Here is a 21,747-nt window from a genome sequence, read left to right as displayed (position 1 = left end):
GTCGGCGCGGGGCAGCACTGCGGGGAGGCAATTCGGGCGGGCACAGCGGGGCGGGCCGCTGGGTGGGCCGACGAGGCTGGCACTGCCGGGCTGCACGATAGATTGAGTTCATGGGTGACACTGAAGCAACAACCGAAGCAACCGCAGAGCTCCTCAGCCTGAGATCCACCATCGACAACATCGATGCCGCTCTCATCCACATGCTCGCCGAGCGCTTCAAGGCCACCCAGCAGGTCGGCAGGCTCAAGGCCGAGCACGACCTCCCCGCCGCGGATCCCGATCGGGAGAAGCGCCAGATCACCCGGCTCCGTGCGCTCGCCGAAGACGCGCACCTCGACCCTGCGTTCGCCGAAAAGTGGTTCAACTTCGTCGTCGCCGAGGTCATCCACCACCACGAGCAGATCGCGAACGGCGAGCGATGACCTGGAACCCCGCCGACCTGCCGGATTCAACGCGCACGGTCGTCGCCGTCAGTGGTGCGAACGCGGGGATCGGGTTCTGGACGGCATACCAACTTGCCGGAGCAGGGGCATCCGTTCTTCTTCTCACCCGAAACGCCGAGCGAGCGGATGCCGCGGTGCGGGCGATCCGCGCACACGTCCCAGCCGCGGACCTCACGGTTGTGCCCCTCGACGTCGCCGACCTGTCGAGCGTGCGCGATGCCGGCGCCCGGCTCGCGGAGTTGCCGCGGCTCGATGTGCTCGTGAACAACGCGGGGGTCATCCATGCCCCGCGGCACCGCGAGCAGACCGTGGACGGCCTCGAACTCGTGACGGGGACGAACTTCTTCGGTTCGTTTGCGCTGACGGCGGCGGCCATGCCCGCCCTCGAACGGACAGCGGGCTCGCGCGTGGTCTCGCTCGGCAGCCTCGCGACCCTGCTCGTTCGGCTCGACACTGACGACCTGCAGCTCGAGCGGCGCTATTCGGCCTGGGCCGCGTACGCCACGTCGAAGATCATGCTCACCTCATTCGCCTTCGAACTCGACCGGCGGCTGAGGGCGCGAGGAAGCACGACTCGCTCGCTCGTCGCTCACCCCGGTTATTCGATCTCGGGTCGGACTCGAACGGTCCCAGGCGTGAACGAGCCGTCGAGGTTCGATCGCTTTGTCGATACGCTGCAGACGCCGTTCACCCAGAGCAAGGAGGCCGGTGCGTGGCCGATCGTTCGGGCTGCGATCGATCCGGATGCCGTTGGCGGTTCGTTCTACGCACCGCGGTTCCTCGTCAGGGGCGAGCCGGTTGTGGCTCGGCCGGCAAAGGTGACGACGAACCCGCGCATCGCCTCCGCCATCTGGGCTGAGGCCGAGGTCGCCACGGGGATGCCGCTGCTGTAGTGAGCTGTTGTGCGGGCCTGATCGTGTCAGCACTGGCACACTGGTGCCGTGGATACCTACTCAGCGATTCGTGACGCCGAACTCGCTCTTCTGTCACCCGCGGTGCGCGGCGACGCCGATCGGCTGCGCGCTCTGCTGCATCCGGAGTTCGTCGAGATCGGCCGCTCGGGTCGGCGGTGGACCCGCGAAGAGATCCTCGGCGCGCTCGTGAACGAGGAATCGAGCGAGACCCCGCCCGTCGACGACTGGCAGTTCACCGACCTGGCCGACGGGCTCACTCTCGTCACCTATCTCATTCGGGGAGACGAGCGCGACAGTCGCCACTCGTCACTGTGGGATACCTCGACCGGCGCACCGGTGATGCGGTTTCACCAGGGGACCGTCGTCGCGGGCCGGTAACCGGCATCCGGCTCACGGCATTCGAGTCGCAGCACTGGGCCCTTCGAATCCGGTTAACAGGAAATCGCACGATTGTCAGGACGATAGTGCTGATGCCGTCCTGAAAACCGTGCGATCTCCTGTCCTGCGTGCGCGGCCCGGCGGGGGTACCGCCGGGCCGACACGGCGCCAGTGCTAGGCCAGGCGCGGCACCAGTTGCCTCGCGGTTACCGACCGCGACTTGACCACGGCCAGGGTGGTGGCTGCGAAGGCGGCAAGCGTCCACAGGACGAGACCGGTGATCGCGGCCGGGAGGCCACCGCCACCCGTCACGATGGACTGGAACGCGTTCAGCGCAGGCTGCAGCGGCATGAAGCCGACCGCCGAATCGAGCGCTGCCGGTGCCGTCGCGATGATACTCGTGGCGATTAGGACGAGCGCGACGATCATCGAGACAAACCGTCCGGCTCCGCCGAGTACGGCGTTGAGGGCCTGGTTCGTCGACGCGAACGCGATACCGGCCAGGGCGGCGATGGCGGCGAAACCGAACCAGCCGGCGGCATCGAGCTCCATCAGGGGCTGGAGGATCGCAGCAACGAGCAGACCCTGCACAGCACCGACGATCGCTCCCGGCAGCCACGCCTTGAACGCGAGGAGTGCCGACGGGCGGGTCGAACCGAGTACGCGCTGCGGCACAGCACGGAGCACCAGGAAGCTCGCGAACGCGCCGAGCCACAGGGCGAGAGCAGCGAAGAACGGAACACCGCTCGCGCCGAAGGAGATGCCGCCGCTTTCGCCCTCAGCGACGATCGGCGTCGCGACGACATCGGCAAGCGTCTCGCGCTCAGTCTCGGTGTAGCTCGGGATGGCCTCGGTCGCCTCTCCCAGCCCTGACGCCAGGGAGTCGACACCGCCGGCCAGGCCGGCAGTGCCGTCGGATACTCCGGTGGCACCGGTCGCGAGGTCTGCTGCACCGGTAGCGAGTTCGAGTGCGCCGGCGTTGAGGGTGGTTCCACCCGCGGCGAGTTCGCTCGCGCCGGATGCGATCGTGTCGATTCCGGAGACGAGGGCTGGCATGTTGCTGGAGAGCTGGGTGGCGCCATCCGCGACCTGACGAGCGCCGGACTGGAGCTGCGCCGTCTGTGCAGCGGCGGCCGGGTCCGTTGAGCCAGCCGCGAGGGCGGCGAGGTTGGTGCAGAAAGGATTTTCCGAACCGTCTGGCATTGGAAGGGCCGCTGACGCGCACTGGCTGGAGAGCGCAGCTAGCGCTTGTCCCTGCTGGCCCATGCCGGCGACGAGTGCGTCGATGCCGTCAGCGACTCCGCTTGCACCGGTGGCGAGCTGGCTCGTCGCGCCAGGAAGCGCGCTGGTCTGCTGCTGCAGCGTTGCGAGCCCGCTCGAGAGTTGCGACACACCGTCGGTGTACTCGTTGATTCCCGTGGACAGGCTCGACACTCCGCCGGAGAACTCGGTGGTTCCCGCCGCGAGCTGTGCCGCACCATCGGCGAGCGAGGTTGCGCCGGTAGCCAGTTCCCTCGCGCCATCGGCAGCCGTCCCCAGCTGGTCGCCGAGCGTGTTGAAACCGATGTAGATGTTCTCGAGGTAGCTGGTCGTCAGCTCGTTTCCCACGACGCTCGCGGCCGTGGTCGTGATGACGGAGCTGATGGCGTCATCCACGAGGCGGCTCTTGTCGCTCGTCTCAACGTCGATGGTGGCCTTCTCGGCCTCAGCGGCATCGCCGGAGAACGAGGTGGCCGCCGCGGAGAAGTTCTCGGGAATCGTCACAACAGCCGTGAACCGGCCCGAGTTGAGCCCGTCCTCGGCATCTTTCTCGTCGGTGAGAACCCAGTCGTAGTTGGTGTCTTCGAGGTCAGCACCGGCGGCACTTGCCGAGGAGTCACTCGAGCCTCCACCCACGAGTCCGGCAGCGAGCTGCCGGCCGAGCGGCACGGTCTGGCCGTCGAGTTCGACCGGCTCATCGAGGTTGACGATGGCAGCGGTCACGGTGTCGAGTCGCTCCTGCGGGTTCCAGAACGCCCAGACGAGCACTCCGGCCACCACGAGCGGGACGAGAAGGATGCCGAGGACCGAGCGCCAGGTGATGCGACCGGTGGCGCGTGAGGCCGTGAAACGTGCGAGTGGGGTGCTCATGCGGATACCTCTGCTTCGTGCGTGAGTTCTGAGTGTGTCAAGTCGACCCGAACGGCTGTTCCGACGCCAGGAACGGCGTCTGCCAGCGCTTCGGGGAATGCGGTGCCGACGGCAACCGCGAGAGTGGTTTCGCTCCTCGTGGCCGCACCCTGTGCTGAGACGAGAGCGTCGTAGATGTTGCGGCGCGCAACGGCATCCGTCACCTGGTCAATGCCGTCGATCACCACGAGGCGCGGGTTCTCCCCGAGCGCATCGGTGAGGTCGCGGACCGGGTCGGTTGCATCACCGAGCGAAACGAATGCGACGCGCGACCGAATGGATGCCCCACGAACGCCGGCTACGTAGCCGGCGACCTTGAGAATGCCTGAGTCCGCCGTCATGCGACCCGACAGGGTCAGCAGCAGCGCGGTGACGCTCGCGTCGCGACTGGAGGAGACCACGAGCGTGCCGTCCTGCGGCAGCGAGAACGAGACGTTCTCGAACAGGGTGGTCTTGTCGGCGTCGAGGGACAGGCCCTCAGCCGTTGCGACATCCGTCGACTCCGGGCTCGGCCAGGTGCGCAGCTCGATCTCCTTGGCGACACCCTCGCCCTCGACGTCGAACGACGGCAGCGCACGGTCGAGCCACTTCGGGATCCACCACGCCTTCTCGCCGAGCAGGGCGAGTACGGCGGGGACGAGGGTCATCCGCACGATGAACGCGTCGACGAACACGCCGACGGCGAGGCCGAGCGCGATGGGCTTGATGTTGGTGTCACCCTCAGGCACGAAGGCAGCGAACACGGCGAACATGATGATCGCGGCCGCAGTGACCACCTTTGCTGAGCCGATGAACCCGGTCGTGACCGACTCGCGTGCCTTGCCCGAGTGGACGTAGTCCTCGCGCATGCGGGCGACGAGGAAGACCTCGTAGTCCATGGCGAGACCGAACAGCACACCCATCAGGATGATCGGCATGAAGCTGATCACGGGGCTGCCCGGCTGGATGTGGAGAGCCTCGGCGAACCATCCGTACTCGAATACCAGGGCGACGACACCGAACGAGGCGCAGACGCTGAGCAAGTAGCCGAGGGTCGCCTTGATCGGTACCCAGATCGAGCGGAACACCATGGTGAGCAGGATGAGGGAGAGGCCGACGACGATCGCACCGAACGGCAGCAGCGCTCCACCGAGCTTGTCCGACACGTCGATACCGACGGCGGTGAAGCCCGTGACCGAGAGGTCGACGTCATACTCATCGAGGAAGTAGTCGTGCATCTCACGGATCTCGGCGACGAGAGCCTTGGTCTCCGGGGAGTCAGGGCCGCCGGTCGGGATCACCTGGACGATGCCGGTGTCAGCCGTCTCGTTCGGTGTCGCCAGAGGAACAGCTTCGACGCCGTCGAGCTTTTCGATCTCGCTCTTGAGGTCGTCCATGAGGCCGAGCGGGTCAGTCGACGTGACGATGCTGCCCGTGACGATGAGCGGGCCGTTGAAGCCCTCACCAAAGTTGTCGGAGACGATGTCGTAGGTCACGCGAGCCGGGTCGCCCTCTGGCAGGCCACCGGCATCCGGCAGCGCGAGGCGCAGGCCAAGTGCCGGCGCCGAGAGCAGGCCGAGGACGGCGACAACGGCGAGGACCGTGACAATCGGGAATCGCGTCGCGGTCTTCACCCAGCCCGAGAAGAATCGGTTGGGACGGTGAGCGGATGCCTGCGGCTCCAGTTCGCCCGCGGCCCCATCGGTTGCACCGGTACGACCCTCTGCGTGGGCAGCCCCGCCCTCAGCGTGGGCGGCAGCGTGCGCGCGGCGCGCCTTGCGCGACGCCTTGGCGGGCTTTGGACGCAGTCGCTCGCCGGCGAAGCCGAGGAACGCGGGGATGAGCGTGATCGAGATGAGCACGGCGATGGCGACTCCGGCCGCCGCTGAAACACCCATGATCGTGAGGAAGGGGATGCCGGCAACGCCGAGTCCGACAAGCGCGATGATGACCGTGAGGCCCGCGAAGATGACGGCGCTTCCCGCCGTCGCGACGCTTCGTGCGGCAGACTCCTCGGTCTCCAGACCGTCCCTGAGTTGCTCCTGGTATCTCGAGATGATGAACAGGGCGTAGTCGATGCCGACCGCCAGTCCGAGCATGAGGGCGAGCATCGGCGTCGTTGACGTGATCGAGCCGAACGCCGTTGCCACAAAGATGAGCGCAACAGAGATGCCGACACCGAGAAGCGCCGTGATCAGGGGCATGCCCGCCGCGAGGAACGAGCCGAGCGTGAGGAGGAGAACCACCAGCGCAACGCCGACACCGATGAGCTCGGTCGCCGTGAGGACGGGGAAGCTCGCGCTGAACAGCTGGCCGCCGAGCGCGGATTCGGAGCCTTCCGGGAGTGCGTCAGCGATGGCATCCGCTTCTGCGATCATGGCATCCTTGGTCGCCTCGGTGACCTCGTACTGCGGGCCGTCGAGCTGGATGCTGATGAGAGCCGCGCGCTCGTCGTCGCTGACGGCGCCGGTGATGTTCTCATCGAAGGGAGACACGACGCTCTCGATGCCCTCGATCTCGCTGAGGGCGTCGACCCCCTCGGTAATGACCTTCTCGATCTCCTCGTCGGTGACCTTGTCGCCCTCTGGTGCCACGACCGCGAGCTGGGCCGATGCACCACTCACCTGCGGGAAGGTCGTCGACAGCGAGTCGAGTGCTTCCTGTGACTCGGTGCCGGGGATGGAGATCGAGTTGTCGAGTCCCTGGTTGAACAGGAGGGCGCCACCGCCGACGAGGGCAAGGATGAGGATCCAGGCACCGACGACGATGCCGCGCGCGCGGAACGCCCAGCGGCCGAGTGAGTAGAGCAGTGAGGACACGGGTCTCCTAGGAGGGCGGGGTGTGTGGGGTTACGCGTGAGATACACCGGCGTATTCAATACACGAATGTATCCGATACACTGGTGTATCGCAAAACTCTCTCAGTAAGGTGTCAGGGTGTCTCTTTCAGTCGAACAATCGGAAGCGCAGGGCGAATCCACGCGCCGTCGCAAAACCCGGGATCGTTTGATCGACGCCGCATACGAGGTGTTCGCCGAAACCGGGATCCACGCGGCATCAGTGGAAATGATCACCGAGCGCGCGAATTTCACGCGGGGTGCCTTCTACTCGAACTTCGAGTCGAAGGAAGAACTCTTCTTCGCGCTCGCGGAGCGGGAGAACCGGCTGCGGTTCGAGCGCCTGCAGGAGGGCGTCGACTCGATTCTGCCCGGCGTCGACGTTGCCGCCGCGGTGACCGAGGGCACGCTCAGCCAGATCGTGATGCAGTTCCTCGAGCTGCAGGGCGACGACCGGCGGTGGTGCCTCGTGCAGTCCGAGTTCCGGCTGCTGGCCATGCGCGACTCGAGCGTTGCCTCGTCGTACCTCGAGTTCCAGCGCAACTTCCAGTCGCAGCTCGCCGCCAGGCTCGACGACGCCGTTCGGTCGGTCGGGCTCGAGTTCATCATCGATCCCGTCGACGTCACGCGGCTCATCCTCAACGTCTACGAAGCAGCGATGCAGGAGTCCATCCTCGAGGGAAGCGGCGACCTCAACATGGCGAGGTCGCCCATCGTGCTCGGCACCCTCCCACCTCTGATCCAGTCGCTGACCCGCGCGCTGTAGCGCGGCATCCGTACCCGCCGCGGTTGCTCGGCCAGAAATGGCTGGATGCTTCTTGCTCGGCCAGAAATGGCTGGATGCTTCTTGCTCGGTCAGAAATGGCTGGAGTTTCTTGGGGATCACGACCGTTTCTGGCCGAGCAGCGTGGAATGCGCCCGGGCAGCGACCGTTTGTGACCGAGCAGCGGGGCGGGCTGAGCGGATGCCCGTGAGCACTGCTCGGCCAGAAATGGCTGGATGCTTCTTCCTCGGCCAAAATTGGCTGGAGTTTCTTGGGGATCACGACCGTTTCTGGCCGAGCAGCGTGGAATAGGCCCGAGCAGCGACCGTTTCTGGCCGAGCAGCGTGGGATGGGCCCGGGCAGCGACCGTTTCTGGCCGAGTAAGGAGGCGGGGTGAGCGGATGCCCGTGAGCACTGCTCGGCCAGAAATGGCTGGATGCTTCTTGCTCGGCCATAAACGGCTGGAGTTTCTTGGGGATCGCGACCGTTTCTGGCCGAGCAGCGTGGGATGGGCCCGGTCAGCGACCGTTTGTGACCGAGCAGCGGGGCGGGGTGAACGGATGTTTGTCGGCATCCGTTCGTCACATCGTCGCACCCCTGTGCCGACCGCACGTCTGGGAACGACAATGGCTCCCTGTGCCGGGAAAACCCGGTTCAGGGAGCCATTGTCGGTAAAGCGAGGGAGCGCTAGCCGACGGTCGGGCCGAACGCCGCCGGGAGTGTCGCCGTGTGCACCGAACGCAGCTCATCGACCGTCGCGGTGAAGAGGTCCTGGATCTCGAGCGCTGGTGACGCCTTGTCGGTGACGCCGATGCGCAGCACCGGGTAGTCGCGGCCCTCGCAGAGTCCGCGGAACTTGACGTCGTCCTCGCGCGGAACGGACACGAGCACACGCCCGGTCGACTCGGAGAACAGTGCGGTCGCAACGTCGACGCCATCGCGCTCGACGATCTCGCTGAGCCAGACGCGCGCACCGACGCCGAAGCGCAGCACGCTCTCGGCGAGTGCCTGGGCGAGTCCGCCGTCGGAGAGGTCGTGCGCCGACGCGATGATCGACGACTGCGAACCGGCGTGCAGCAGCGCTGCGAGGTCCTTCTCGCGGTCGAAGTCGACCTCGGGCGGAAGGCCACCGAGGTGGTCGTGGATCGTGCCGGCCCACGCCGAGCCCGAGAGCTCCTCACGGGTGATGCCGAGCAGGTAGATGTTGTCGCCCTCGTCCTGCCAGCCGCTCGGAACGCGACGGGCGACGTCGTCGATCACGCCGAGCACACCGACGACCGGGGTCGGGAAGATCGGGGTGTCGCCGGTCTGGTTGTAGAACGACACGTTTCCGCCGGTGACGGGCACCTCGAGCTCGAGGCAGCCGTCAGACAGGCCCTCGACGGCCTGCGAGAACTGCCACATCACCTCGGGGTTCTCGGGCGAACCGAAGTTGAGGCAGTCGGTGACGGCAGCGGGCACTGCACCGGTGCACGCGACGTTGCGGTACGCCTCAGCGAGGGCAAGCTTCGCGCCGAGCGACGGGTCGAGCTGGCAGTAGCGACCGTTGGCATCCGTCGCGATGGCGAAACCAAGGCCGGACTCCTCATCGACGCGGATCATCCCGGCGTCGTCGGGGAACGCCAGCGCGGTGTTGCCCATCACGTAGTAGTCGTACTGGTTGGTGATCCAGCTCTTGTCGGCAAGGTTCGCCGAACCGAGCAGCGCGAAGAACTGCGAACGCAGCGTCTCGGCATCCGTCGGGCGTTCGAGGGCGGATGCCGTGTCGGCCTGCAGCGCGTCGAGCCAGGCCGGGTAGGCAACGGGGCGCTCGTACACGGGTCCATCGACGGCAACGGTCGACGGGTCGACGTTGACGATCTCCTCGCCGTGCCAGTTGATGATGAGCCGCCCGGTGTCGGTAACCTCACCCATCACGCTCGTTTCGACATCCCACTTCGCGGTGACCGCGAGGAAGCCCTCGAGCTTGTCGGGCTCGACGACGGCCATCATGCGTTCCTGCGACTCAGACATGAGGATTTCCTCTGGCGTAAGCGAGGGGTCGCGGAGGAGCGTGTGCGACAGCTCGATGAACATGCCACCGTCGCCGTTCGCCGCGAGCTCGCTGGTCGCGCAGGAAATTCCGGCGGCGCCGAGGTCCTGGATGCCCTCGACGAGCTTCTCCTTGTAGAGCTCGAGGCAGCACTCGATAAGCACCTTCTCGGCGAAGGGGTCGCCGACCTGGACGGCCGGACGCTTGGTCGGGCCTGCAGCGTCGAAGGAGTCTGACGCGAGAATCGACGCACCACCGATCCCGTCGCCGCCCGTGCGCGCACCGAACAGGACGATCTTGTTGCCGACGCCCGAGGCGTTGGCGAGGTGCAGGTCTTCGTGGCGGAGCACACCGACCGAGAGCGCGTTGACGAGCGGGTTGCCCTGGTACACCTTGTCGAAGTAGGTCTCGCCGCCGATGTTGGGCAGGCCCAGGCAGTTGCCGTAGAAGGAGATGCCGCTCGTGACGCCGTGCACGACACGCGCGGTGTCAGGGTCATCGATCGCGCCGAACCGCAGCTGGTCCATGATGGCGACGGGGCGGGCTCCCATCGAGATGATGTCGCGGACGATTCCGCCGACACCCGTCGCAGCGCCCTGGAACGGCTCGATGTAGCTCGGGTGGTTATGGCTCTCCACCTTGAAGGTGACGGCCCAGCCCTCGCCGACGTCAACGACACCGGCGTTCTCGCCCATGCCGACCATGAGGTTCTTCTTCATGGCGGGGGTGACCTTCTGGCCGAACTGCTTCAGGTAGATCTTGCTCGACTTGTATGAGCAGTGCTCGCTCCACATCACGGAGTACATCGCGAGCTCACCCGACGTCGGACGACGGCCGAGGATCTCCTTGATCTTCTCGTACTCGTCAGGCTTGAGCCCGAGAGCCGCGTACGGCTGCTCTTTCTCGGGAGTGGCTATTGCGTTCGAGACAGTGTCGGCGACAGACGTTGCGGGGATGCTCACGAGGGGAGGCTCCTAGATCGAGGGATGCCGGATGGGGCCATTCTATCGGGCGCGCGGATGCCTCCAGCCCGGTCGTTTCGCGACTAACGATCCCCGCCGGGAGGGCCGACCAGGAGCAGTGTGGCGAAGATCACGACGAGCGCAACGACGAACAGCACGATGAGGATGACCGGGTGGTTGAGGAACCAGCGCAGCAGACGGTCGACCCAGGTCTTGTCGCCGGGGTGGTCGGTCTCGGTGCGGCGCCAGGAACCGTTGAGCTTTCCTGTGCGGTCGGCCCACAGGTCGAACGGGATGGTCGCGTACGGCACAACGGCAGTGACCACGCCGAGGGCGATGAGGCCGATGCTCCAGCGCTGATTCAGCCCGACGAGAACGGCGGTCATCGCGTACGCGAGGAACACGAACCCGTGGATCGTGCCCCCGACCCGAACCCCGAGATCGCCAACCTCACCTGGCACCCAGACGTACTTCATGAGCAGGCCGAGAATGAGCAGGGTCCAGGTCACCGCTTCGGCGAACGCGAGGGTGCGGTAGAACAGGCGGGGAGACACAGAGACACTCCAGGGTTTGACGGCGCACGCAGCGGACGTTCCGGGGGACGGATGCCAGTGGCCGGGTGATGAGGGACGCCTCCATCCTGTCAGGGCAAACCTGAACGCGCGTCGTCCGAACGGCGTAAGCGAGAGCATCCGGGGACATCTCCACCGCACGGGGGATATCCCCGCTGGCGCGCAACTGCCAGAGTAGGGATGTACCCCCGCCCATCTACTTCAGGAGCAGAATGCCAACGGGAGTCCCCATCGAATTCGCCGGCCTCACCAAGAGGTTCGGACCTGTCGCAGCTGTTTCCGACCTGACCTTCACCGTCGAGCCCGGCCGGGTCACCGGCTTCCTCGGGCCAAACGGCGCAGGCAAGACGACGTCACTCCGGATGCTGCTCGGTCTCGTTGCTCCGACATCCGGCTCCGCGACGATCGGCGGGGTCCGGTACCCGGATCTTCCCTCACCGCTGACCACCGTTGGTGCGGCACTTGAGGCAGCGAGCTTCCACCCGGGGCGGTCAGCACGTGACCACCTGCGGGTGTACGCGCAGGCCGGCCGGATCGCGCCGGAGCGCGTCGACATCGTGCTCGAGACCGTCGGCCTCGCGGAATATGCGACGCGCAGGGTCGGCGGATACTCGCTCGGAATGCGGCAACGGCTCGGACTGGCGTTCGCGCTCCTCGGTGACCCGGGCGTTCTCGTTCTCGATGAGCCGATCAACGGCCTCGACCCCGAGGGCATCAAGTGGATCCGCGGATTCCTTCGCACCCTCGCCGCCGAGGGGCGCACGGTCCTCGTGTCGTCGCACCTGCTCAGCGAGGTGCAGCAGTCGGTCGACGAGGTCGTCATCATCGCCAAGGGTGCTCTTGTTCACCGTGGTCCACTGTCCAGTCTCGAGATCGAAGGAGCGGCGACGAAGGTGATCGTTGATTCTCCGAACCGGGATGCCCTGACGGCGGCGCTCGCCGCGGCATCCGCCACGTTCGAAATCGCACGGGCCGGTGTGCTCGTTTCCGGCCTCGAACCCGGTGAGGTCGGGCATATTGCTTACCTCGCCGGAGTGGAGGTGAGTTCGCTGCATCGACAGAAGTCGGGACTCGAGGATTCATTCCTCGCGCTTGTCGGAGAGGGGGGATCGCTGTGAACATGTTCATGCCGGCACTCCGCTCCGAGATCACCAAGCTGCTCACCACCCGGATCTGGTGGATCCTCGCCATTATCCTGTTCCTCTACATCGGTACCGTCTCAGGCGGACTCGGCGTCGTGTTCGGGTTCGTCTCCCGTGCGGCGGGAGTCGAGTCAGCCGCGGCGCCACCGACCGATGTGCTCGCACCGATGCTCTACGGTTCGGTCTCGACGTTCGGCTACGTCTTCCCGGTGCTGCTCGGGGCGCTCGCCGTCACCGGTGAGTATCGGCACCAGATGCTCACCCCCACGTTCCTCGCGACGCCCAAGCGCGGCATCGTGCTCGGCGCGAAGACTGTCGCTCTGCTGATCTTCGGTCTGGTCTACGGCGTGATCGGCGTGCTGGCGTCCGTCGGCGCAGGGGCTGCGACCCTCGCGCTGTTCGGCATGGAAACCCAGTTGGGCGACAGCGACACCTGGGCACTCATGGCTCGCGGCGTGCTCGCCCTCGGCCTGTGGGCGGTTATCGGGGTCGGTCTCGGCGCGCTCATCCCCAACCAGCTGGCCGCGATCGTCGTCATTCTCGTATTCACCCAGCTGGTCGAACCGACCCTCCGAGCGATCGTCATGTTCGCGGACTGGGCAGCGGCTGTCGGCAAGTTCCTCCCGGGGGCGGCGAGCGATGCCCTCGTGGGTGCGCCGAGCTTCTTCAACATGGGGGTGACGGGGGAGGCCCTCGAGTGGTGGCAGGGCGGGCTGCTCCTCGCCGCCCTCGCGCTCGTGCTCACGATCGTTGGGTATTTCGTGTCGTGGAAGCGGGACGTTACCTAGCGAGCCGGGCAGAACCCGGCGGTCGCCCCCTTGACCCTCTGAGGGGCGAAGCGGATGATCGGGGCAAACGTTCGCTATCGGAAGAGAGCCGATCATGACCGTCCTGTCTCCAGAACTCAAGCCGCTGCCACCCCAGGTCGTTGCCCAGGTCAGTGCGACGGCGCCCGGTCTCGGGCCCGAGAACATGAGCCCGGTGATCGGGCCGTTGTTCGACAGGCTGTTCGACGACCTCACGTCCGCCGGGGTGACGCCGGGCGAAGAAGCCCTCGCGATGTACGAGGAGCTCGACCCTGACACCGACGGAGCCGGCGCGCGTGCGTACGCGGCGTTCCCGGTTCCCGCCGCCACGGTATCCGCGCCGGGGTACACGGTCACCGAAGTTCCGGGTACGGATCTCGCCGTCACCTGGGTCCATCACGGGGTGATGGCAACCATCGGTGACGTCTGGGAAGCACTGTTCGGCTGGATCGAGGCGAACGGCTACACGCCGGTGGGGATGTGCCGCGAGGTGTACCTGGTGTCTGAGCCACTGCCGCAGGAGGAGTGGGTGACCGAGCTGCAGCAGCCGGTGGTGCGCGCGTAGCGTCCCGATCAACCAAAAAAGGCTCCCTGCCGCGGAAAAATCCGCGGCAGGGAGCCGTTTTTGGTAGGGATGTGGCGGGGTCAGACCGCCTGCAGCGCCTGGATCGCGCTCGTGAACAGGGTGAGTCCGTCGACGCCGGACCGCATGGCATCCGTCATGTCAGGACCGAAGCCGGGCTCAACGGCGTGCTCGGGGTGCGGCATGAGGCCGACGACGTTGCCGCGCTCGTTGGTGATGCCAGCGATGTCGCGCAGCGAACCGTTCGGGTTGACGCCGAGGTAGCGGAAGACGACGCGTCCTTCGCCCTCGAGTCGATCGAGTTCGTCTTCGGAGGCGATGAATCCGCCTTCGCCGTTCTTCAGCGGGATGACGATCTCGTCGTTCAGCTCAAAACCCGTGGACCACGCGGTGTCGGTGTTCTCCACGCGGAGTGCCTGGTCGCGGCGGATGAACAGACCGTGATCGTTGCGGATGAGTCCGCCGGGCAGGAGGTGAGCTTCGGTGAGCATCTGGAATCCGTTGCAGATTCCGAGCACGGGCATTCCTGAGTTCGCCGCGTCGATGACCTCGGCCATGATCGGAGAGACGGATGCGATCGCTCCGGCGCGCAGGTAATCCCCGTAGCTGAATCCGCCGGGAAGAACGAGGGCATCGACGCCGTGAAGGTCGTGTTCGCCGTGCCAGAGCGCTACAGGCTCAGCGCCGGCGATGCGGATCGCGCGCTGAGCGTCACGCTCGTCGAGCGACCCGGGAAAGGTGATGACGCCGATGCGCACGGTTACTCCGCCTCGGGGTATGTGATGGCGACGACGTCTTCGATGACCCCGTTTGAGAGGATTTCGTCAGCGATCTTCTCGACGTCCGCGCGGACGGCATCCGTCACCGGACCATCGACGGTGAGCTCGAATCGCTTGCCGATGCGAACTCCGCTGAACTCGGTCTTGCCGAGTCGGGCGAGCGCTCCTGCGACTGCCTTGCCTTGCGGATCAAGCAGTTCGGCCTTCGGCATGACGTCAACGACGATTGTGGGCACGGATGTCTCCCCGCTGTCAGAGGTGGGCGAGCTTTCATCCTATCGGCACCTCGAACTTTCGAATGATGCCCTTAACAGGTGGCCGAAGTAGGATTTCGAACGAAAGAGAGACGATGAATCACTCCGCCCTCACCCCGGTGTTCGCCGTATTGCGCTGGTCGCTGCATTCGCTGCTGATCGCGCTCATCGTCGTCGTCATCGTTCGGTCGGTGATCGCCGAGTCGCCCATGACCGGGCTCATCCACGGTCTCGCGGTGCTCATGCTCGCGACCTACCTCGGCGGTGCGCTCGTCGCCCACCTCAAACCGGAGTTCGTGGCATCGTCCCGCTGGGTCCCGGTGCTGTGGGTCACCCTGCTCACCGGCGTCTGGGCCGCGCTTCTTTCCGTCACGCCGGATGCCGCATTTATCGTCTTCCCGCTGTTCTTCCTCTACCTGCAGGTACTTCCACCGAAGGTGGCGGTAACCGTGGTCGCGGCGACGACGGGGGTCACCATCCTCGCCCTCGGCCTGGATTCGGGGCTCTCGATCGGCGGCGTTATCGGCCCGCTCATCGGTGCCGGCGTCGCCCTCACCATCGGATTCGGCTACCGCGCGCTCTATCGCGAGGCCGAGGAACGCCAGCAGCTCATCACCGAACTGCTTGAGACCCGCGGTGAGCTCGCCATTGCCGAGCGCTCGGCGGGGATGCTCGCCGAGCGCGAACGGCTGGCGCGCGAGATCCACGACACGGTGGCGCAATCGCTGTCGAGCATTCAATTGCTCCTGCACGCGGCCGAACGCCTCGACGCGGAACGGCCCGGTCTCAAGCAACTCCGGCTGGCTCGTGAGACCGCGGCGGACTCCCTCGTCGACACCCGGCGGATCATCCGCGAGCTGACGCCGCCAGCGCTCGACGACAGGACGCTTCCCGCCGCGCTCAAGCGACTGGCAGCATCCACCGAGCAGACTCTCCGTGCCGGCGGGGCAGGCACAGCGGTGAACTTCTCCGTTGAGGGAGACGCTGTTCCCCTTCCGATGACCGTCGACGCCACCCTGCTCCGGATCGCCCAGGGGGCCATCGCAAACGTGGCGCGGCACGCTCGGGCGACCCGCGCCGACCTCACCCTCACCTACCAGTCCGACGGCGTTTCCCTCGATGTCGTCGATGACGGCCGGGGATTCGACCCCGAGCTCGCGGCGTCCGCAGCCGCAGACGACGGTTCGTTCGGACTCACCGCCATCCGTCAGCGCGTCGACGCCCTCGGCGGGGTGCTGAGTATCGAATCGAGGCCGGGGGAGGGAACAGCGCTCGCCGTGACCCTGCCTATCCTGCAGTCCAGTTCCGCCATCCCGTCCGAGTCGCAGCCGAAGGTCAGCACATGATCCGCCTCCTCATTGCCGACGATCATCCCGTTGTGCGCGCCGGTCTCGGTGCCCTCTTCGCGACCGAGCCCGACCTGATTGTTGTCGGTGAGGCGGCATCCGGCGAGGAGGCGGTCGCGCGCAGTTACGCCGGCGTCGACATCGTGCTCATGGACCTGCAGTTCGGCGGCGGTATGCAGGGCGCTGACGCGACGAGGCGCATCCGCGAACGTCCTGGGGCTCCGCACGTTCTCGTTCTCACCAATTACGACACGGATGCCGACATCCTCGGTGCCGTCGAAGCGGGAGCCGCCGGCTACCTGCTCAAGGACGCGCCGCCCGAGGAACTCATTGCCGCGGTGCGTGCAGCAGCGCGTGGTGAGAGCGCCCTCGCTCCCACCGTCGCCGGTCGGCTCGAAGCCCGCCAGAATGCTCCGGACGATGCGCTGAGTGCACGCGAAACCGAGGTGCTCACCCTCGTTGCCGACGGCATGTCCAACCGCGAGATTGCCAGGCGGCTCTTCCTCTCAGAGGCAACGGTGAAGAGCCACCTCGTGCACATTTTCACCAAGCTGCAGGTCTCGTCCCGAACCGCAGCCGTGGCATCCGCCCGGGAACGCGGAGCGATCCGTTTGGGCTGAGCTGCTGCTCGGAGTTTACGGTCGCGCTGTGCTCAGAGCGCGGGCGAATCGACGGGATCGTGCAGGGTCCGAAGCGCTGTGACGACATCGGTGTGCCACCGGCGGGCGAGGGGAACGACCTTGCGGTACATCGCTGCCTCGTGCGTGGCGCCCAAATAGCGAACCGCGCTCGCGGCGACGCCCGACGCGCGCAGGATCATCGCGTAGCCTTCGCCGTCGAGGCGGAGTGCGTCGTACTCGGCCGTGAGGATGACCGCGGGCGGAAGGCCTCGGTGGGTCAGCGCTCGCGCGGGTGAGGCGTACGGCTCGCTTGCCCGCGACCGGTCACCGAGGTAGGCCTCGGCGACCTGGACAAGCTCACGCCTGGCCAGGAAGCTCGGGATGCGCATCTCCCGGATCGGAGCCATGTCGATGCTCTTGCCGGTGAGGTCGGTCACCGGTACCTCGAGTACCTGAAGCCTGAGGGGGTGTCCGAGCCTGTCGCGGTTGAGCAGGGCGACGCTCGCCGCGATGTTTCCCCCGGACGAGGTGCCGTTGAGGGCGAGCCGCTCGGGGTCGATGCCGAGTTCCTCGGCTTTCTCGATCAGCCAGCGAAGAGCCGCGTACCCCTGTTCGACCTGCGTCGGATAGCGATGTTCCGGCGCGAGCGCGTAGTCGACGGCGACGTGGATGACGCCGGCATCGGCGGTCCGTGAGCGGAACGCCGCGTCGACGCTCGTGTCCTCTACGCTGCCGAGTTGGAACGATCCGCCGAAAAACGCGAGCACGGCGGGGAGGGCTGGTCCATCCGTCGGCGACGTTCCGAGGGGACGGTAGACCCGAACTCGAACCGTCGGGAAACCGGTGACATCGACCAGATAATCGGTGATGTCGACCTCCGGGGGCTCGATCCCGACCCGTCCGAAGAGTTTGGTGTCCCACTTCTGGGCATTCCGGCGCTTCCACGCCGGTGTCTTCCGTTTAGCGACCTCCGCGGGCGAGAGGGCGGGCTTCGGGGCGCGGGAGACCGATTTCGCTGCCGCGGTCGTTTTGTCGTGGGATGCCTCCCGGCCGGCGACCGCGGTCCCGGCGGCTTTCGTGCCGACGGTTCCGGCCGGCGACTCACGCAGGGCCCTGAACGCGGCGAACCGTCGCCAGGGGACCACCTTTGACAGAGCGCTCGTGACGAAGCCAGTGACGATGCCGCGCATTTCGGCGACCATGTCGCGGCGGCGCTCCAGGTACAGCTTCTGGAAGTACGGATCGAGTGGCATTAATTTCCCCTTGCTCAGTCGCACGAGGCTATCAACTTCCGTGGCCGGACACCCGGGCCTTGCGACCCGGAAAGGGTTCTGGCAGGCCCGCTCAGGAAGCGGAGATCTCGACCCGGATGAGGTTCGCCCACGGGTCGTCAAAGCTCACGGTCCTGCCGTCGTCGCGCACCTGAACCTTGTGGTGCGTGAGCCGCTCGGTGAGTTCGCCGAGCGAATCCGCCTCCGGTACCCGGATGTCGATGCGGCCAAGGCCGAGTGCCGGCATCCGCGGGCCGGCGCCTCGGGAATTCCAGACGTTCATGGCCATGTGGTGGTGGTACCCGCCCGCGGAGACGAAGAGCGCCTGGTTTCCGAGCGACGTCGTTGCGTCGAAGCCCAGGGTGTCGACGTAGAACTGGCGTGCCGTGGCGACGTCGCCGACGGAGAGGTGGACGTGGCCGACCTGGGTGCGGCCGAAAACCGACTCGTCGCCCGGTGTCGACTGTCCCTCGATCGTGAGGTGCTCGGAGAGGAACTCGTTCGGGTCGACGTAGAGCGTCGCCATCTCAACGGAACCGTGCACCCAGCTCCACTCGGTGCGGTCGCGGTCCCAGTACAGTTCGACGCCATTGCACTCAGGGTCCGTGAAGTAGAAGGCGATGCTCACGAGGTGGTCGGCGCTTCCGGTGAAGGTTCCGGGCGCCTTGCGCGCGACCGAATACAGTGCGGCTGCGAGCGCCGCTTTCGACTCGAAGAGGATCGCCGTGTGAAACAGTCCGGCCGAGCCCGCCGCGGCGTGGGTGAGTTCCGGAGCGTGCTCGAGAATGACCGTCGGCACTCCGCCTCGACCGAGCGTCACCGTTCGGTCGGTGGCCGACAGGATCCGCAGGGGAACGGCATCCGTGTAGTACGTCGTCATTGCATCGAGGTCGGCAACCAGCAGGGTGACGGGGCCCATCGCGGTGTCGGCGGCGAGCTTGTCTGGGGTGGTGAGCGCGTTCATGATGAGTGTAACGATAGTTGTAGCGACAACATTCCGCAAACCTCAGGATGCCGGCAGAAGCTCCCGGCCGAGCGACACGGTTCTCGGGTTGTCGGCATAGTGGCCGTAGTTCGGGATGTCGCGGTATCCGGCCGAGCGGTACAGCGCGATTGCCGTCGGATGGTTGAGGTTGGTTTCGAGGATCATGAACGTCACCCCGTGCTCACGAGCCGAGTTCTCGAGCCAGGACAGGATGGCGCGGGAGTAGCTGCGGCCCCGATAACGCTCGTCGACGAACATCCGTTTGAGTTCTCCTCTGCCTCTGCCACTGCCGCCGGCGCTTTCGACGCTGCGCCAGGCGCCCATCGCGACCGGTTCGTCATCGATATAGCCCACGGCGAAGACTCCGCGCGGCGGCTGGAAGTCAGCATCGTCGATGGGGCTCTCGTCGGATCCGCCATAGATGCTGACGTACAGGTCCTGAAGCTGTCCGATGAGTCGGCGAACATCGGGGTGCGAGTACTCGCGCCGTTCAATGGCGAGAACGGGCTCGTCGTGCTGCATGGGCCGCCTCCGACGTACTCAGGCGGCCGCGACGGTGCGCTTGCGCAGGTCGAGCAGGCTGAGTACGAGTGCAACCACGAGCAACCCGACAATGATGAGCGTTCCGCGGCCGTAGGCATCCCGATAGATCGCCTCTGTCGTCTCGAGTCCCTGCTCGGCGTACAGCGTGGCGAAGAACGTGCTCGATGCGACGGCGACTCCGATCGCCGTTCCGACGCGCTGGCCCACCTGCGCCACCGACCCGGCAACGCCGCCCTGGGTGACGGGAACCTCCTGGAGGGTGAGCGTCTGGTTCGGTGAGATGACGAAACCACCACCAGCTCCGGCGATGGTGAGCACAGCGGCGAGAAGCCAGGGCGTCAACTCTTCCGGTGTGAAGGCGACGATCGGCAGGGTGGCGCCGATGCCGGTCGCCGCGAGCGCGACGCCGATCACGACGATCTTCCTGCCCTGCGTGTTGACGAGGCGCCCGCCGAGCCACGACGTCACAGCCGACGCGAGAGCAAACGGAATCGAGACCATTCCCGCGAAAACAGCCTCGAGCCCGAGGCCCTGCTGCAGGAACAGGGTGACGATCAGGAACATGGCGGGGATCGCGGCGAAATATGCGGTCGCGATCAGGATGCCGTTGCGGTACGACGAGAGGCGAAGCAAACCGAAGTGCACCACCGGTGACTTGCCGATGCGGAGGTAGCGGCGTTCCCACCAGACGAACGCGGCACCGGCAACCACAAACCCGATGAGCCAGAGCCAGCGGCGGGGGTCGTCATCCGGGCCGCCTGTTGTCAGGACGAATGGCAACATCAGGCTGAAGGTGGCGAGTCCGAGCAACAGGATGCCCGTGACGTCGAGGCTCGATGCCCCACCCTCGTGGATTTGTCGTTTGGGCAGCAGCCGCCACGCGAACCAGATGGCGAGGAGGCCGAGCGGGATGTTCATCCAGAACAGGAGTCGCCAGCCGTTCTCCAACCCACCGACCGCGATGAGCAGGCCGCCGACAGTCGGGCCGAAGGCCGTTGACAGGCCGATCGTGGCGCCGAACAGTCCGAACGCCCTCCCGCGTTCGGCGCCCTGGAACAGCTGCTGGATCAGTCCGAGCACCTGCGGCATCTGGATTCCTGCCGCGACCCCCTGCAGGATGCGACCGAGAACGAGGATCTCGATGCTCGGTGCGAGCGCGCACAGCAGGCTCGCGAGCATGAACGAGGTGAGCCCGATCAGGAACATGTTGCGGCGCGACTTGAGGTCACCCAGTCGCCCGGACGGCACGAGCGCGAGTCCGAAGGCGAGCGCGTAGCCGGCAACGATGAGCTGCAGTTCCGTCGCGCCGCCGCCGAGCGATTCTTCAATCGACGGCAGGCCGACGTTGACCTTCGAGAGGTCGAGGATCGTCAGGCAGGCAACCCCAGCGCAGACCCAGAAACTCTGCCATTTAACGCGTTCGCTGTGTGCATCGGTTTTGGAGGTATCAGCCACACTTCGCACTCTACGCGGTGAGGCGAAGGAGCAATTCCCGGTAGCGGTCTGCCGTTTTCTCGACTATGGCCTGCGGCAGCTCGGGCGGCGTTCCGGTCTGGTCCCAGTTGGCGGCGAGCCAGTCCCGCACGATCTGCTTGTCGAAGCTGGCCATGCGGGCTTCGGGAGTGTCCGCCGTCGCGTACACCGCGGCATCCCAGTACCTCGACGAGTCGGAGGTGAGTACCTCATCGCCGAGGGTGATGAGGCCCGTCGCGCGGTCGCGACCGAACTCGAACTTGGTGTCGGCGAGGATCACGCCGCGCTTTTCAGCGAGGGCGGATGCCTCGGCGTAGATCGCGAGGGACAGGTCGCGAAGTGCTGTGGCATCCGTTTCACCAACGAGCTCGACGCTCTGCTCGAACGAGATGTTCTCGTCGTGCTCGCCCATCGGCGCCTTGTACGCGGGGGTATAGAGGGGCTCCGGCAGCCGGTCACCATTGGACAGGCCGGCGGGCAACGGGATTCCGCACACGCTCTGCGACGCGACGTACTCCTTCCAGCCGGAGCCCGTCAGGTAGCCGCGGACGACGCACTCGACGGGAAACATGTCGAGTTTCTTGACGAGCATTGCGCGGCCGGCGACCTCACGGGGGATGATCTCGGCGACAGTACCGTCGTCGGTCAGCTCGTGGTCTGGCAGGAGGTGGTTGGGCACGCTCAGCTGGTCGAACCACCACAGGCTCAGCGTGGTGAGGAGTTCACCCTTGCCGGGGATGCCGGGGGAGAGCACGTGGTCGAAGGCGCTGACCCGGTCGCTCGCGACCACGAGCAGTGAGTCGGATGCCGTGCCGTCTGCGCGTTCGTAGAGGTCACGGACCTTGCCGGAGTAGACGTGTTTCCAGCCGGCCAGGTCTGTCGATTCGCTCACGGACC

Annotated in this window: 20 protein-coding genes; 9 read left to right on the top strand and 11 right to left on the bottom strand. The window is 66.2% G+C overall.

Features of this window, described 5'->3' with window-relative positions; translation table 11 throughout:
* Positions 1 to 110 precede the first annotated feature (110 nt).
* The 3 genes from C3E77_RS12595 to C3E77_RS12585 are packed head-to-tail and all read left to right on the top strand — an operon-like array spanning position 111 to position 1,735.
* Positions 111 to 422, top strand: a complete 312-nt coding sequence (locus C3E77_RS12595) for a chorismate mutase (RefSeq protein ID WP_108391976.1) — start codon at positions 111 to 113, stop codon at positions 420 to 422.
* Complete coding sequence (locus tag C3E77_RS12590) at positions 419 to 1,336, top strand: SDR family NAD(P)-dependent oxidoreductase (RefSeq protein ID WP_108391974.1); 918 nt, start codon at positions 419 to 421, stop codon at positions 1,334 to 1,336. The genes C3E77_RS12595 and C3E77_RS12590 overlap by 4 nt, the downstream gene beginning before the upstream one ends.
* Positions 1,337 to 1,384: 48 nt before the next feature.
* A complete protein-coding gene (locus C3E77_RS12585; RefSeq protein WP_108391972.1) occupies positions 1,385 to 1,735 on the top strand; it encodes a nuclear transport factor 2 family protein in 351 nt (116 codons plus the stop codon).
* 174 nt (positions 1,736 to 1,909) lie between these two features.
* Here the strand turns inward: C3E77_RS12585 and C3E77_RS12580 are convergent, their stop codons facing one another.
* Together C3E77_RS12580 and C3E77_RS12575 are read right to left on the bottom strand one after the other, a co-directional pair.
* Positions 1,910 to 3,865, bottom strand: a complete 1,956-nt coding sequence (locus C3E77_RS12580; protein WP_108391970.1) for a YhgE/Pip domain-containing protein — start codon at positions 3,863 to 3,865, stop codon at positions 1,910 to 1,912.
* Positions 3,862 to 6,702 carry an MMPL family transporter gene (locus tag C3E77_RS12575; protein WP_108391968.1) on the bottom strand — a complete coding sequence of 947 codons (2,841 nt, stop codon included), beginning with the start codon at positions 6,700 to 6,702 and terminating at the stop codon, positions 3,862 to 3,864. Before C3E77_RS12575 ends, C3E77_RS12580 begins: the two co-directional genes overlap by 4 nt.
* 117 nt (positions 6,703 to 6,819) lie before the next feature.
* Between C3E77_RS12575 and C3E77_RS12570 the strand changes: the two genes are divergently transcribed.
* Entirely contained in the window at positions 6,820 to 7,485 is a 666-nt protein-coding gene (locus tag C3E77_RS12570) for a TetR/AcrR family transcriptional regulator (protein WP_108391966.1), read from the top strand.
* Positions 7,486 to 8,169: 684 nt separating this feature from the next.
* Here the strand turns inward: C3E77_RS12570 and purL are convergent.
* Positions 8,170 to 10,476 carry a phosphoribosylformylglycinamidine synthase subunit PurL gene (purL, locus tag C3E77_RS12565; RefSeq protein WP_108391964.1) on the bottom strand — a complete coding sequence of 769 codons (2,307 nt, stop codon included), beginning with the start codon at positions 10,474 to 10,476 and terminating at the stop codon, positions 8,170 to 8,172.
* A gap of 83 nt (positions 10,477 to 10,559) precedes the next feature.
* On the bottom strand, positions 10,560 to 11,030 hold the full coding sequence (locus C3E77_RS12560; protein WP_234031209.1) for a DUF3817 domain-containing protein: 471 nt from the start codon (positions 11,028 to 11,030) through the stop codon (positions 10,560 to 10,562).
* Between the two features lie 230 nt (positions 11,031 to 11,260).
* Here C3E77_RS12560 and C3E77_RS12555 point away from each other — a divergent pair, with 230 nt between their 5' ends.
* From C3E77_RS12555 to C3E77_RS12545, 3 genes are all read left to right on the top strand, one after another.
* Positions 11,261 to 12,166: an ATP-binding cassette domain-containing protein gene (locus tag C3E77_RS12555; protein ID WP_108391960.1), complete on the top strand. Its 906-nt coding sequence runs from the start codon at positions 11,261 to 11,263 to the stop codon at positions 12,164 to 12,166.
* Between the two features lie 2 nt (positions 12,167 to 12,168).
* Positions 12,169 to 12,978, top strand: coding sequence for an ABC transporter permease (locus tag C3E77_RS12550; RefSeq protein ID WP_108391958.1), 810 nt, complete (start codon positions 12,169 to 12,171; stop codon positions 12,976 to 12,978).
* 94 nt (positions 12,979 to 13,072) lie between these two features.
* The gene (locus tag C3E77_RS12545) at positions 13,073 to 13,561 is read left to right on the top strand and encodes a GyrI-like domain-containing protein (RefSeq protein ID WP_108391956.1); all 489 of its coding nucleotides are present in this window, start codon (positions 13,073 to 13,075) and stop codon (positions 13,559 to 13,561) included.
* A gap of 80 nt (positions 13,562 to 13,641) precedes the next feature.
* On the opposite strand, the gene purQ is transcribed toward C3E77_RS12545, so the two are convergent.
* Positions 13,642 to 14,337, bottom strand: a complete 696-nt coding sequence (gene purQ / locus C3E77_RS12540) for a phosphoribosylformylglycinamidine synthase subunit PurQ (RefSeq protein ID WP_108391954.1) — start codon at positions 14,335 to 14,337, stop codon at positions 13,642 to 13,644.
* Between the two features lie 2 nt (positions 14,338 to 14,339).
* Positions 14,340 to 14,594: a phosphoribosylformylglycinamidine synthase subunit PurS gene (gene purS, locus C3E77_RS12535; RefSeq protein WP_108391952.1), complete on the bottom strand. Its 255-nt coding sequence runs from the start codon at positions 14,592 to 14,594 to the stop codon at positions 14,340 to 14,342.
* 113 nt (positions 14,595 to 14,707) lie between these two features.
* On the opposite strand from purS, the gene C3E77_RS12530 reads away from it, so the two are divergent.
* Both C3E77_RS12530 and C3E77_RS12525 read left to right on the top strand, forming a co-directional pair.
* Positions 14,708 to 15,958, top strand: a complete 1,251-nt coding sequence (locus C3E77_RS12530; RefSeq protein WP_108391950.1) for a sensor histidine kinase — start codon at positions 14,708 to 14,710, stop codon at positions 15,956 to 15,958.
* Positions 15,955 to 16,578, top strand: a complete 624-nt coding sequence (locus tag C3E77_RS12525; RefSeq protein ID WP_108391948.1) for a response regulator — start codon at positions 15,955 to 15,957, stop codon at positions 16,576 to 16,578. Before C3E77_RS12530 ends, C3E77_RS12525 begins: the two co-directional genes overlap by 4 nt.
* A 32-nt stretch (positions 16,579 to 16,610) precedes the next feature.
* Here C3E77_RS12525 and C3E77_RS12520 read toward each other — a convergent pair whose 3' ends face one another.
* From C3E77_RS12520 to C3E77_RS12500, 5 genes are all read right to left on the bottom strand, one after another.
* Positions 16,611 to 17,831, bottom strand: coding sequence for an alpha/beta hydrolase (locus C3E77_RS12520; protein WP_108391946.1), 1,221 nt, complete (start codon positions 17,829 to 17,831; stop codon positions 16,611 to 16,613).
* Between the two features lie 91 nt (positions 17,832 to 17,922).
* Positions 17,923 to 18,813, bottom strand: a complete 891-nt coding sequence (locus C3E77_RS12515) for a VOC family protein (RefSeq protein ID WP_108391944.1) — start codon at positions 18,811 to 18,813, stop codon at positions 17,923 to 17,925.
* Between the two features lie 42 nt (positions 18,814 to 18,855).
* Positions 18,856 to 19,356, bottom strand: a complete 501-nt coding sequence (locus C3E77_RS12510; RefSeq protein WP_108391942.1) for a GNAT family N-acetyltransferase — start codon at positions 19,354 to 19,356, stop codon at positions 18,856 to 18,858.
* Between the two features lie 18 nt (positions 19,357 to 19,374).
* Positions 19,375 to 20,832 (bottom strand): MFS transporter, encoded by a 1,458-nt coding sequence (locus C3E77_RS12505; protein ID WP_108393332.1) that lies wholly within the window; start codon positions 20,830 to 20,832, stop codon positions 19,375 to 19,377.
* Between the two features lie 10 nt (positions 20,833 to 20,842).
* Complete coding sequence (locus C3E77_RS12500; RefSeq protein WP_108391940.1) at positions 20,843 to 21,742, bottom strand: phosphoribosylaminoimidazolesuccinocarboxamide synthase; 900 nt, start codon at positions 21,740 to 21,742, stop codon at positions 20,843 to 20,845.
* Positions 21,743 to 21,747: the final 5 nt, after the last annotated feature.

This window comes from Mycetocola zhujimingii (assembly GCF_003065425.1).
In the GTDB taxonomy this organism is placed as follows: Bacteria; Actinomycetota; Actinomycetes; order Actinomycetales; family Microbacteriaceae; genus Mycetocola_A; species Mycetocola_A zhujimingii.
This window is presented reverse-complemented; position numbering and strand designations above follow the sequence as displayed.